This is a genomic window from Roseateles sp., assembly GCF_047654785.1.
In the GTDB taxonomy this organism is placed as follows: Bacteria; Pseudomonadota; Gammaproteobacteria; order Burkholderiales; family Burkholderiaceae_C; genus Pelomonas.
In genome coordinates this window covers 1,303,614-1,318,077 of the sequence record NZ_JASGKQ010000003.1, presented here as the reverse complement: position 1 = coordinate 1,318,077, position 14,464 = coordinate 1,303,614, and the positions used below count along the sequence as shown (strand labels likewise).

The 14,464-nt window shown below is 75.8% G+C and carries 1 protein-coding gene (running past one end of the window); it reads right to left on the bottom strand.

Features of this window, described 5'->3' with window-relative positions; all coding sequences use genetic code 11:
• Window positions 1-14,464 carry the beginning of a right-handed parallel beta-helix repeat-containing protein gene (locus QM788_RS15080; protein ID WP_415662278.1) on the bottom strand. It extends 27,470 nt beyond the left edge of the window, so the window shows 14,464 of its 41,934 coding nt (coding positions 1-14,464); its start codon is at window positions 14,462-14,464; the stop codon falls past the left edge of the window.

The following is a 14,464-nucleotide window of genomic DNA, read 5'->3' as shown; positions in this document are numbered from 1 at the left end:
TCGAGGCGGCCGTGACGAGGAGGTCGCGGAAGGTGTTGATCGTGCCGCCGCCCCCCAGGTGGGCGGTGAGCGTGGGCGCGAAGCTGGCGGTGGCCGCATTGAGCTGGCCGGCGCCCAGCAGGCCGAGCGTGGACGCATGGGCTTTGGCGTCCACCAGGTGGTTGCCGGTGGTCTCGACCTTGAAGTCGGCGAGCTGCGTGCCGCTGACGGCGCCCAGCGTCTGGTTGACGGTGCCGCCGACGGCGGCGTCGGCCACCGCGCCGCCGATGCCGCCGATGCCGTAGCCGCGGGCGTCGCCATCGGCCTCCACATGCGTGCCGGTCTGCGCGACGAAGGACACGCCACGCATCGCGTTCAGGGTGACATCGGTGCCGGTGGTCGCGTTGATGTCGTAGTTGAGCCTGGCATTCGCCTCGGCGCCGCCGCCGGCCGCGATGCCGCCGCCGGCCGCGAAGGCGGTGGCCGTGGCGCCGCCGGCCTCCACGCTGCCGCCGTTGTGGCGCAGTGCGAAGTTGATGTTGCCGGTGTCGAGATTGCTGGCGGTGGCGTTCACGCCGGTACCGACGCGCAGCGTCATCGTCGGGGCCAGCGTCACGTCAGACCTGGACAGCCCCAGCGACGGGCCGGCCGACACGGCCACGCCGGTGGCGGTGCCGTCGGCATCGGTGCTGGCCAGGCCGATGACGTTGATGTCCTTGGCAACCTTGATGAGTGCGCCGTCGCCCAGGCCCACCCGCACGTCGGGGTTGACCAGGGTGGTGGCGCCCGCGCCGGTGCCGGCGGCCAGCAGGCCGCCGGCCGTGCCTTTGGCGGTGGCGGCGCCCATCTGCCTGGCGTCGGCCAGCACGCTCAGCGTCGCGGCCTGGACGTCGGCGCCGCTGGTGGCCTCGGTGATGCCGCCCGAGCGGGCCGCGGCCGTCACCGCGCCCGCGGACATGCCGATGGCGCCGCTGAACGCATCGCCCGTGCCCCGGGCCACATTGCGTGCGGTGGCCCAGACGTTGACGCCGCCGCCGCCCGCGTCGAAGCGGGTGGCGTTGCCGGCCAGCGCCCGGGTGTCGGCGGCGGCGCTGGCGTCGGCATGCGCACCGGCGACGGACACGCCTGCGGCAAGGCCGGCTGCGTCGGCCAGGGCGGTGCTGTTCTCGGCGCGCTCGTTGTGGCGGGCGCGCACGCTGATGCCGTTGCCGCTGATCGCCGTGCTGCCGCGCACCTCGGCCGTGACGGCGGGGCTGACCTGGCTGGTGGCGCCCATGAAGCCGGCCGCCCCCGCCAGGCCGAACGACAGCGCCCGGGCCTGCGCGTCGGCCACGGCGCTGGAGCGCGCGTCCACCGTGACGGCGCCCGTGCTGCTGGCGGCGCTGGCGACGCCCTCATCGCCCATCGCGGCCGTGACGCCGCTGTTGGAGCGCGCCGTCGCGCTGCCGCCGCTGGCCCCGGCCAGGCCGGCCAGGCCGGCGGCGTTGGCCCGCGACACGGCGTTGTTGCGGCCGTCGGCCCGCACATCGATCGCCGTCGAGCCGCCCACGCCGCCCCGCAGGTCCGCCGTGGTGCCGCCGCCGACGACGGCGGCGCTGGTGGACAGCCCGAAGCCGATCAGCCCGCCCCCACCCAGGCCCAGGGTTTCGCTGCTGGCGAGGTTGGCCGCATCAGCCAGCACGCTCACCGCGCCGCCCGAGCTCAGGCGGCTGCCGGCGCCCACGGTGGCGTCGACCACGGCCGATGCCGTGGCCGAGGCGCCCGCGCCGGTGGCGCTGAGCAGCGCGCTGCCGGCAGAGGCCAGCGCGGCGGCCCGGGTGGCCTGCCCGGTGGGGCCGTTGTCGCCGACGTTGTGGCGGGCCTGCACGAGGACGGCGCCGCCGGCCGTGAGCTGCTGGGTGCCGGTGCGGGCGAACACGGTCGGGCTCATGGTGGCCGACGCGATGGACGCGCCGATGGCGCCGCCGCCGGCCGACCGGCCCAGCGCCGCGGCGGAGGTGTCGCTGCCGGACAGCATCTGCACCGTGGCGGTGCCGCCGACGTCGAGGGTGCCGCTGCCCAGGCTGATGCCCAGGGTGGGCGTGAAGCTGGCCGTGGCGCTGTTGAGCTGGCCGCTGAACAGGCCGCCGCCGGCCGCGCGCGCCGTGCTGCTGACCGGCTGGCTGGACACGCCCAGCGCGTTCAGGTTGCGGCCCACCGCGCCGCTGGCGCTGCTGAAGTTGCTCTGCGCGCTGCCGTCCACCGTGGCGCTGGACACCGCGCCGCCCACGGCGACGCCGCCGAAGGTGTCGCTGTCGGCCGTGGCCTCGACATGGTTGCCCAGCAGCAGGCCCACGTTCAGGTCGCGGCCGGCGTTCAGCGTGACGTCGGTGCCCGAGCTTTGCAGGATGTCGTAGCGCGTCTGCGCGGACGCCTGCGAGCCGCTGGTGGCGGCGATGCCGCCGGAGGGCGCGGCCGCCGTCGCGGTGGCGCCGCCCGCGTCGCCGGCCCCGCCGTTGACGCGGGTGGCGATGGTCAGGTCGGACGCGGCGCCCGTGGCCGTGAGGCCGGCGCCGCTGCCGATGCGGTTGCTCATGGTGGGGCTCAGCGTGGCGTCGGCCACGGAGATGCCCATCGAGAACCCGGCCGACACGGCCCTGCCGGTGGCGCTGCCGTCCGAATCGGCCGTGGTCTCGGCGATCACCGAGATCGGGCCGCCCACGCTGACCTGCGCGCCGTCGCCGATGCCGGCGTTGACGGTGGGCGTGACGCTGCTGGTGCCGCTGGCGCCGGCAGCGCCGGCCAGCACGCCGCCGGCCGCGGCCTTGGCGGTGCCGGCGGCGTGCTGGCCGGCGCGGGCCAGCACGGTGTAGCTGGCGCCCGTCACGTCCGCGCCGCTGACGGCGCCCGTGGTGCCGCCGGTGGCGGCATGGGCCGCCACCGCGCCGGCGCCGATGCCGGCGGCCACGGAGAGCGCATCGCCGTTGGCCAGGGCCGTGTTGTCGGACCGCCCCTCGACGACGACCGCGCCGCTGCCGCCGGCGATGGCGGTGCTGTCGCCCACCAGCGCCTGGGCGCCGCCCCGGCTGGTCGCGTTGGCGATGGCGCCCGAGGCCGCCAGGCCCAGGCTGCCGCCGGCCGCGTCGGCCGTGGCGCGCACGTCTTCGCCGCCCTGGTTGTGGTAAGCGCCGACCCGCACGCCCGCCCCCGACACCAGCGAGGTGTTGCCGGCGACGGTGGTGCGCACGTCGGGCGAGGCCTCGGCGCTCGCGGCCATGATGCCGGCCGCCCCGGCGATGCCCAGGGACAGGCCCTGGGTGTTGGCCGTGGCGTCGTTGCTGGCGCGCGACTCGATGACGATGGCGCCGCTGGCGTTGAGGACCGCGTCCTGCGCGGCCACGCCCACGGTCGTGGCCACGCCGCCGTTGGCGCGCGCCGTGCTGACCGCGCCGTTGCTGCCCACCACGCCGCCGCTGGAGGCGCCGGACTGGGCGTCGGCCAGGTTGCGGGCCTGGGCGCGCACGGTCAGGTCGGTGGACGCGGCGACGCCGCCCAGCAGCTCGGCCGTGGTGTCGCCGTCGGCGCGCGCGTTGCCGATGCTGACGCCCACCGTCGCGCCGCCGCCGGACAGGGTGAGCGCCTCCGCCCGGGCCTCGTTGCTGTTGGCGGCCAGCACGTCGATGCGGCCGCCCGCGCTGACCTGTGAGCCGGAACCCACGCCGGCCTTGACGGTTCCGTTGGCTTCGGCCGTGGGCACCGCGCCGTTGCCGCTGAAGCCGCCGAAGCCCGGGGCCATGGACGACGCCCAGGCGCCCTTGCCGGCCAGCGCGCCGGTGCCGTTGTGGTTGTTGCGCGCCTGCACGCGGATGAGGCCGCCCGCGTTGAGCACCGAGGTGGCGCCCACCAGCGCCTGCACGGTCGGCGAGAAGGTCGCATCGGTCAGGCTGACGCCGGTGGCGCCCGCGCCGCCGGTGACGGTGAGCACCTTCGCATCGGCCTTGCCGGTGGAGACGGCATCGGCCGTCGCGTCGCCCGAGACCTTGATCAGCGACGCATCGCCCACCGATGTGCGCAGCGCGGGCGTGACGTCCACGAACGCGAAATTGGCGCTGACGCCGACGGCGCCGACGGCGAAGCCCAGCGTGTGCGCCTGGGCGTCAATGTCGGCCACGGCATCAAGGTGCAGCGCGCCGACCGTCTGGCCGGCGTCCTGGCCGATGCGCGCGCCGGCGCCCACGTCGGCGCTGACCTGGCCGTCGCTGGCCAGGCGGGTGAAGGATGCGCCTGCCGCCACGGCGCCCGCCGTGCCCTGCAGCGTCGCGAGGTGGATGCCGCGGTTGGAAACGGCCGACACGTCCACGCTGGACGCCGCCTTCACGCGCGCGCCGCCGCCCAGGCCCGCCTGGTTGTTGCTGTGATCGCTGAGCACCGACACGGCGGCGCCCAGGCCCACGAAACCGGCGCCGCCGGCGAACGCGGTGGCGTCCACCGTGGCGTCCAGCCGCGAGCCGACCTTGAGGGCCCCACCCGCGGCATAGCTGCCGCCCGCGCTGGCCTGGGTGTTGAAGGCGGTGGCGAACACGCCGATGCCGGCGCCCACGCCGCCCGCGCCCGCACCCACGGCGCCGACGAGGAAGTCCACGTCCGCCCACTGCCTGGCGTTGACCGCGATGCTGTTGCCGGCCGTGATGCTGGTGCCGGCGGCCACGGTGGCCTCGGTGCCCTGCGCGGGCGTGGCTGCGTTGATGGCGCCGAGCAGGTCGGCCTGGCTGGGGCCGGAGCCGGCCACCAGGGTGCCGGCGGCGCCGGCGCGTTCCTTCACGCGCTGCTGGCCGGAGCCGGCCGCGCCGCTGTCGAAGCCGCCCAGCGCGGTGCCGACCTGGCCCTTGGCCGCGCTGGCCTGCCGGGCGGCGTCTTCATCGCCCTTGCCGCCGTTGATGGCGAGGCTGTCGCCGGAGTCGCCCTTCTCGTTCTCGTAGCCGCGCTCCATCGGCGTGCCGACGGACCAGACCGTGATCGCGCCCGCCGCGCCGACGAAGCCGCCGGCGCCGGAGATGGTCAGCGTGTCGAGGTCGATGCGCGACAGGCCGCTGACGGCCACGTCGCCGCGCGCGGCGACGTCGGCGTTGCCCAGGATGCGGGCCGCCGTGTCGTTGCGCAGGCTGCCCACCTGCACGGCCGCGCCGACGCCCACGAAGCCGCCCGCCGCCGCGCCGGTGAAGTGCGTGCCCGAGGCGCTGTTGGCCGCGGTGACGTAGACGCCCTGGTCCCCGTCCGCGCCGGCATTGCCGCCGGCCCGGTTGATCTTGGTGTTGGCGCCGATGATGGCCGTGGTGTCGGAGTCCAGCAGCGTCACGCCGACTCCGCCGCCCACGCCCACGTAGCCCGCGCCCACCGCCACGTCGAGGTGGAAGAAGTTCTCGCTGCTGCGGCCCTGCACCACCACGCCGTGGCGCTCGGCCCGGCCCAGGCCGGCCGCATCGACGCTGCCGTCCAGCTGGCCGGCCAGGCCGCTGCCGGCGCCCTTGGCGTCGACCGTCGCGCCGGTCAGGATGCCGGCGTCGGTGCGCTTGGTGAGGGACATGACGCCCACCGACGCGCCGATGCCCACGGTGCCGCCGGCCCCGGCGCCGGCGATGGCGGTCACCTGCGAGTCGTCATGGGCCAGCACGCCGACGTCGCCGCCGGCAGCCAGCTTCGCACCGGCGCCGACGGTGGCGGCGGTGCGGTTGTCCAGCACCAGCACGTTGACCGCGCCGCCCACGCCGACCGTGCCGCCGGCCACGCCGGCCGCGACGAGCACCAGGTGGTCCTGGTTGCCCGACTGCAGCACCACGTCGTCCCGGGCCTTGACGCTGGCGTTGCCGCCGATGCCGGCGGTGGTGTCGTGGTGGATGACGCTGACGTCCACGCCCGGGGCCACGCCGACGGTGCCCAGGCCCACCGCCGCGGCCACCGCCACGTGCGAGAAGTCGTTGCCGGCACCCACCAGCACGCTCTGGCCCGCGCCGGCGGTGCCGGTGTCGGCGTTGATGTCGGCGCCGGCACCGATGCCGGCGTGGGTGGTGGTGTCGACCACGTTGGTCGCCGAGCCCACGCCGATGCCCACCGTGCCGCCGCCCAGGCTGATGGCGAAGGTGTTGATGGTGTCGCGGTTGGTGGCGGTGACGGCCAGGCCCTGGAAGCCGCTGCGCGTGGTCGGCGTGGCGCTGCGGATGCCGCTGAAGCTGCCATCGCTGCTGCTGTTGCCGTTGCCGTCCTGCGCGTTGTAGGCCGGCGTGCCGACCTGGTAATCGGCGAGGCTGCCGCGCTCGCCGGAGGACGCATCGGGCAGCGCCTTGACGGCGGCTTCGTCCATCTGGCCGGCCGGCGCGTAGCCCACGCCGATGCCGCCGTCCTGCACGGTCAGGCCGGGGCGCAGGCCGTCGGCCGTCACCCTGGCGCCCTCGCCGATCAGCGCCTGCGTGTTCTTGGTGGCCGTGACCACGCCCACCGCGGCGCCGATGCCGGCCGTGCCGGAGACGCCGATGGAGCCGGTGATGATGTTGGCGGTGGTGTGCTCGTCGGCCGCCACCTGCACGCTGCCTTGCGCATGCAGGTCGCCGGCACCGGCGCTGGCCCGGGCGTCGGTGGGATCGTCGCCCAGGATGGCCCGGGTGACGGTGTTGAGCACCTGGACGTTGGCGTCCACCGCGATGCCCGCGGACGAGCTGGCCGCGATGCCGCCGGACACGGACGCGATGGTCTCGCTGGCGTCGGACAGCACCTGCACATTGCCGTCCACCGTGCCCACCACGCCGGAGCCCATGCGCGCCTCGGTCGTCTTGTTCACCGTGTTGACCACGGCGCCCACGCCGACGCCCACGCTGCTGGACGCCGCCACCGAGCCCGCCACCGAGATGATCTCGGTGGCGTCGTCGGCGCGCACCTTCACGTCCGCCTGCGTGGCGTCGGCGGCCGTGCCCACGGCCAGCGTGGCGCTGTCGTCGATGCGCGCCCGGGTGGTCTCGTTCAGCACGTTGACGACCACCGAGCCGGCCACCGCCGCGCTGCTGGACGCGCCGCCGCCGACCGCGATGGTGGTGAGCCGGTCGTGCGAGGTGGCGGCCACGTCCACGCCGCCGGTGCCGCCGGCCGCGATCGCCGTGCCGGGCCCGACGAGCGCCTGCACCGTGTCGTTGTGGACCAGCACGGTGCTGGAGATGCCCACGCCGGCCGAGTTGCCGTAGGCCAGCGCCCCGGCGATCTGCGTCAGGTCGAACGGCGCATCGGCCACCACCGCCAGCCCGCCGCCGGCGGCCAGCGCCGCGCCGGTGCCGCCGGCCGTGGTGGCCTCGGTGCGGGTCGTGACGATGTAGACGGACACGCTGCCGCCCACGCCTGTGCCGTCGGTGGCCACGCCGGCGGTGGCGGCGACCGTGGTGATGTCCTGGTCGCTGCCGGCGCGCACGGCGATGTCGCGGCCGGCCTTGACGGCCACGCCGCTGCCGAGCCGGGCCTGGGTGGTCTCCGTCAGCACGGTCACGTCCAGGCCGATGCCCACGCCCGCGTTGCCGATCGAGATGCCGCCGGCGCCGGCGCCGCCGTCGATGTCGGTGCGGCTCCTGGCCGTGACGCCGACGTCCTGCGCCGCGCCGGCCGCCACGCCCATCGCGGCATCATTGACCTGCACGCCGTCGTCCAGCCGGGCGATGGTGTCCAGCATGAAGATGTTGACCGCCGCCGAGCCGGCGCCCGCGGCGCCGTCGGTGGAGATGCCGCCGGAGATGGCCAGGTTGGTGACCGCCACGCCGCCCAGCGGATCGGGCAGGTCCACGGTGGCCGGGATGAGCTGGCCGGTGGCCGACACGGTGGTCGCATCGCGCGCGGCGAGCTGCGTGTTCGCGCCCACGGTCGCGTTCGTGCGCTCGACGACGATGTTCAGCCCGACCGAGGCGCCGACGCCCGTGCCCTCGGTGCTGACGCCGGCAGCGCCGGCAATCGCCTGCAGCGCTGTGCTCTGGTCGGCCACCACGTCCAGCGCACCGGCGTTGGCGCGGATCTGCGTGCCCGCGCCGACGCTGGCGGCGGTGTCCAGCGTGACGATGTTGATGGCCACGCTGCCGGCCACGCCGGTGTCCTTGCCGCCGGCGGCGGCCAGGCCCCAGCTGCGGAACTCGTGGTCGCCGCCGTCGCCCGGGCGGTCGGCCCGCACGCGCACCGAGCCGCCGCGCAGGTCCGCGTTGGCGCCCACGCGGGCGGTGTTGCTGGCGTCCACCACGCCCAGGCTCACGGCCGCGCCGACGTTGGTCTTCTGGCTGGTGTCGAGGGCGTCGCCGAAGGCCTGGTTGATGACGTTGTAGTCGGCCTGCGCGTCGATGGTCAGCGCGCCGCCGGCGGTCAGCGTCACGCCGTCGGCCACGCTGGCCGCGTTGTCGGTGACGAGCACCTGCACCACCACCGCCGCGGCCACGCCGGTGCCGGAGGACTCGGTGCCGCCGGTCTCGCCCTTGGTCTGGCTGTTGGCGCCATCGACCTGGTCCTTGCTCTTGGGCAGCTCGCGGTCGCCACCGTTGTTGGGGTTGTTGTTGACCTGGTTGTCGGCTTCGCTGTCGGCGCTGCGGCCGCTGGCGCTGTTGCCCGCCGCGCTGGCCTGGGCCGTGCCGGTGGCCAGCACCGTGGCGGCGGACGACACGTCGGCCGCGCCGTCGGCCGCGACGTTGCGCGCCAGGCGGGCGCTGACGTCGCCGTCGATGACGGTGACGACGACGGACGCGCCGACGGCGGTGTCCTTGCCGGCCGCCTCGGCCTTGGCGCTGCCGGTGACCTGGTCGACGCGCTGGGCGCGCACCGCCATGTCGCCGGCCACGGCCAGCGTGCCGGTGGCGCTGCCGACGTAGGCGTGGGTGTCGGGGGTGGCGACGGTGACGGCGGCGGACACGCCGACGCCGGTGTCGCCCTTGGCGCCGTTCTCGGCCTCGGTGACCAGGGTGTGCTGCGCGGTGGCGGTGACGGCCATGGCTGACACGTTGCCGCTGAGCTGCGCATCGTCGGCCAGCGTGGCGTCGAGGTTCCGATCGACCACGTTGACGGCGACGGACGCGCCGACGCCCACGTCCTCGCCGCCGGCCTGCGCGCCCTCGTTCTCGGGAATGGCCTTGGCCGTGTCGCTGGCGGTGGACTGGGTGATGGCCTGCAGCGTGCCGCCGGAGTCGGCGCCGCCGAGCGTGGCACGGGCGCCGCCGCCCATCTGTGCGCGGGTGTCTTCGTTGACGATGTTGATGGCGACGCTGCCGGCCACGCCGATGTCGCCGCCGCCGGCGCCGCTCTTGGCGCTGGCCAGCGTGGTGTGGGTGGTGTCTCCGCCCACGTCGGCCATGCGGGCGCCGAGCTGCAGGCCGTCGGCCGTGATGGCCACGCCGGCATCGACCAGCGCTTCGTTGGTGGTGGCGGCGTGGTTCACCGCCACGGCGGCGCCCACGGCGTCGCCGCCGTCGCCGGTGGTCGCGCTGCCGTCGGCAATCGCCTGCGCGTCGGTGTTGGCGGTGGACTGGACCGAGACGTTCTTGGTCGGCGTGTTGATGGCGCCGGCGCTGATGCGCGCGCGGCTGGTGACGTCGGTGATGTTGACGCCCACTGCGGCGGCGACGCTGACGGTCTCGCTGCTGCCGCTGTCGCCGCTGGTCGAGTCGGTGCTGGCGACGCCGGCCGACGGCGTCGCCGAGCTGGTACTGGAATCGCGCGCGCCGCCGCTGCCGGCCGCCTTGTCGCCGAGGCTGCGGCCGGCGGCGGTCTTCTGGTTCACGCCGTCGTCGTCGGCGCTGCTGTCGCCGTCGTCCTGCTCGCCGCCCACCGAGCTGGCCTCGGCCTTGGCGCTGGTGCTGACCCGGCTGCCACCGGCCACGCCGACGGCGCCGCTGCTGGTGACGGCGCGGGCCAGTTCGGCGTCGGCGCGGTCCCGCTCGACGCTGACGGCCACGGACGCGCCGATGGCCGCGTCGTCGTCGCCCTCCGCCTTGCCCTTGGCGCTGGTGGCGTTGCTGGCGCGCAGGCCGGCCGTGATGGCCAGGTCGCCCGTGGCGGTGAGCGTGCCGTCGGCCGTGCCCAGGCGGGCGATGCTGTCCTGGTTGGCCACCGTGACGGCCACGACCGGCGCGACCGCCGTGCCGCCCTTGGCGCCGCCCTCGGCGGTGGTGGCCAGGGTGTTCTGCAGCGCGGACGCGATCGTCAGCGCGCCGGCCCGGCCCAGCGCGGCGCCGTCGGCCACCTCGGCGCGGGCGATGTGGTCCGCCACGTTGACGGCGACGGACGCGCCGACGCCCGTGTCCTGCGCCTCGGCCTGCACGCCGGAGTCCGTGGGCGTGGCCTTGGCGGTGTCGGCGTGCGTGCTCCGGGCCGTGACGCTGCTGGCGCCCGTGCCGGCGTTGGCGGTGGCGCCCGCGGCCAGTTCGGCCGTGGTGCGGTCCACCGCGACGTTGATGGCCAGCGCGCCGGCCACGCCGGTCTTGGCGCCGCCCGCGCCGCTCCTGGCTTCGGCGCCGGTGGTGTGCGTGGCGCCGTCGCCGCTGGCTTCGGCCATGCCGGCGCTGATGGCCAGGCCCTGGCTGTCGATGGTGCTGCCGGCCAGCACGCGGGCTTCGTTGGTGTTGTGGCCCACGTTGAGGGCCACGGCGGCGCCGACACCGGTGTCGTCGGGCTTGTCCTCGTCCTTGGCGCGGGTGCTGCCGTCGGCCGCGGCCCGGGCATCGCTGTCGGCCCGGGCGGCCACGCTGACGGCACCGCCGGCGGCGATGGCGCCGCCCGAGACGGTGGCGCTGGCCGTTGCGTCGGCAACGTTGACCGCCACCGCGGCGGCCACGCTGACCGTGCCGCCGCCGGTGCCCTCGGCCGACGGCGTGGCGGTGCCCGTGGCGGAGCCGCGCGCGCCGCCGCTGCCGGCGACCGCGTCGCCCAGGCCGCGCGCGGCGGCGTTCTGGTCGTTGACGGCCTGGTCGTCGCTGCTGGCATTGCCGTCGTCCTCCTTGCCGCCGACGGCGCTGGCCTTGCTGCTGGCCGTGCTTGCCGTGCGGCTGGTGGCCGACAGGCCGATGGCGCCGGGGCTCTGCAGGTCGCGCGAGGTGCGGGCCAGGCTCTTGTCGTTCTCGACGCTGACGGCGATGGCGGCGCCGACGGCGGCGTCCTTGCTGCCCTCGGCCTTGCCTTCGGCCTGGGTGGTGTTGCTGCTGGCCAGCGTGGCGTTCACGCCGATGGCGCCGCTGGCGTCGATCGGGTCGCCGGTGCCGATGCGGGCATTGGCGTCCTGGTTGGCGACGGTGACGGCCAGCACCGGCGCGACGGCCGTGCCGCCCTTGGCGCCGCCCTCGGCGGTGGTGGCGATGGCCGAATCGGTCCGGGCGTTCAGCGTGACGGCGCCGGCGGGCGTCAGCCGGGCGCCGTCCTCGATCTCGGCGCGGCTGAGGTGGTCGGCCACGTTGATCGCGACGGACGCGCCGACGCCGGTGTTCTCGGCCACCGCGCCGCCGCCCGGCGTGGCGGCGTCGGGCAGCGCCTCGACGGTGTCGGTGCTGGTCGAGTCGGCGTCCAGCGTCACGGCGCCGGCATGGGCGTTCACCCGGGCGGCCGGGCCCAGCGTGGCCTCGAAGCGGCTGATGCCCACGCCGATGGCCAGCGAGCCGGCCACGCTGGTGTTGCCGGTGGCGGCCCCCGAGGTGGCCGTGGTGCGGGCCTCGTTGCGCTGGCCGGCCACGGTGGTCGCGCCCAGCGCCAGGCCGTCGCTGCTGAGCGTGGCGTCGCCCACGCGGGCGCTGCTGCCGATTTCGGCCACGTTGATGGCCACCGCGGCGCCGACGTTGGTGCTGCCCTGGGCCGCGACGCCGCTGGCGTCGGCCTGGGCGTCGAGGTCGCTTTCGTTCTTCAGCGACAGCGCGCCGCCGGTGACGGCGATGTCGGCGCCGTCGCCGACGCGGGCCGTGCTCTGGCCGTCCAGGTGGTGGATGGCGATGGCGGCGGCCACGGTGACGGGGCCGTCGCTGGTGCCGGCCTGCGGCGTGCTGCCGCTGGCGCCGCGCGCGCCCTGGTGGCTGGCGGCCGTGTTGCCCGCGCCCTGGGCGCTGGCACCCTGCTGGCTGGCGGTGTTGCCGTTGTCGGTGGCGCCGCGCGCGGCGGCCCGGGCCTCGCTGCGCGTCACGCCGGTGTTCCTGCTGGACAGCAGCACGGCCGCGCCGGCCTGCAGCTTGCCGTCCAGGACGGCTTCCACCAACGGCGCCGCATGCGTGACGACGACGGACGCCCCCACGGCCGCGCTGTCCGTGCCGCCGGCATCGCCCGCACCCTTGGCCAGCACGTCCAGCGCGCTCTGGGCGCTGCCGGTCAGCCCGCCGCTCAGCCTGATGTCGGTGCCGCCCAGCGCGCCGACCTTGGCGCCGGTGTTGACCACGGTGACCGCGACGACCGGCGCCACCGCCGTGCCGCCGCTGGCGCCGCCCCGGGCCTCGGTGTCGACGTCGCCGGTGGCGCTGGCCGTCTGGCTCAGCGCGGTGCCGGTGAACTTGGCGCCGGCGTCGGCCTGCGCGCGGGTGGTTTCGTCCACCACGTTGATGGCGACCGACGCGCCGACGCCCGTGCTGCCGCCGGCGGCCCCGTCGGCCTTGGGCAGCGCCTTGGCCTGGTGGTGGGTGTTGCTGCTGGCGCCGTACGACACCGTGCCGGTGGCCGAAGCGGTGCTGCCCGCTTCCTGCAAGGCCTCGGTCGCCAGCACGGCCACGTGCAGCGCCAGCGAGCCGGCCACGCCGACGCCTTCGGCGCTGCCCGCGCCGGAGGTGGCGGCGGCGCCGAACCTGGCGTCGGTGGTGGTGCTGGCGGTGACCGTGGTGGCGGGCGCGGCGATGGCCACGCCGTCGCCCAGCGAGGCGCGCGTGCGGCCGTCCGCAAAGCTCAGCGCCGCGGCCACGCCGACGCCGGGGCTGCCGGTGGCGCCGCTGCCGTCGGCCTCGGTGCTGGCGGCGGCGCCGGCCGCCGCCGCGGTGGACGAGGTGGCCGACACGGCGACCGTGCCGGCCGTCGTCACCGTGCCGCCGGCCAGCCGGGCGGTGGTGTCGCCGCCCACGTGGGTGACGGCCACGGCCGCGGCGAAGTTCAGGTCGCCATCGCCCGTCTGGGCCTTGTTGCTGGCGAGCTGTTGCTGGCCCTGCGTGGGCGCGGCGCCGCCAGCGGGCTGCGTGGCGCCGCCGGCGGTGGACTTGGCGGCCGTGTGGACCGTGCGCACGCTCGTCGCGGTGGCGCTGATGCTGCTGCCGGCCAGCGCGGCCGTGCCGTCCACGTCGACCGTGGTGTCGCCGCCCAACTGTGTGACGGCCACCGTGCCGCCCCGGGCGCCACCGGCATCGGCACCCGCGGTGCCATCGGCGACGGCCGCCACGTCCACCGTGTTGCTGGCCTTCAGCACCAGCGCGCCGCTGGCGGACAGCGACGACGAGCCGCCCACCGTCACGCCGGCCGCGCTGCTGACGATGGCGGACGCGACGGAGGCGTCCTTGTCGCTCGCGGTGCTGCTGGCGTCGGGCTGAGTGGTCGCCCTGGCGGTGACGCTGGCGGTGGACGCCAGCGTGATCTTGCCGGCCGTGGCGCTCAGGTGGGTGGCGCCGGCCAGCCTGATCTGCGCGTCGGACGTGGTCTGCACGAAGGCCACCTTGACGACGTTGCTGCCGTAGCTGGCGTCCTGCGTGTCGACGTTGACGCTGGTGCTGACGACCAGGCCGATATCGCCCGCCGTCAGCGTGGCGTTGGTGAGGCTGATGGCGCCGCTGGCCTTGCCCAGCAGGTTGAAGCCGTCCAGCAGCGTCACGCCGTCGGTGACGGCCTGGGTCACGCCCAGGTAGATGTCGCCGGCCTGCAGCGTCACGCCGTCGGCGGAGATGGCCTCCTGCGAATCGACGCTCAGCGTGCCAGTGCTGATGAAGCCGCTGGCGAAGACGATGTCGTCCGTGCTCTTCAGGAACAGCGCGGCGGGGTTGTAGAAGTCGGGGCCGGTGCTGTTGAAGCTCAGCGTGTCGTCGCTGACCAGCGGGATGTCGGTGCCGCCCTCCAGTTCCACCATGACCGCGAAGGGCGTGGCCGGATTCGTGCCGGCGACGCCATCGTCGTAGCCGAGATCGACCTGCACCTTGTCCGACATGCCGGGCAGGCCGTTGATGGTGACCTTGACGTTCTGCGTCAGCGCCACCTGGCCCAGCGACATGCCGACGGTGTTGTCCCAGACGCGGATCTGCGGCGTGCCGCCGCTGTAGACGGTCTCGACCTTCAGGTCGCCGGAGTGGGTGTCGATGGTCAGCGTGCCGGCGGGCGCGAAGCTGGCCAGCGGGATGGGGGTGTCCGACAGCAGCAGGCGCGGCTCGAGGTGCTCGAAGACCAGCTTCTCGCGGGCCGGCGCGGGCGCCGCGGATTTCCCGCGGATGGCGGCCGGTGAAGCGGCCGCGCGCTTGCGCAGGCCGTGCTGAAGCTGTTGCCAGAAGTTCTTGCGCTGAGCCAT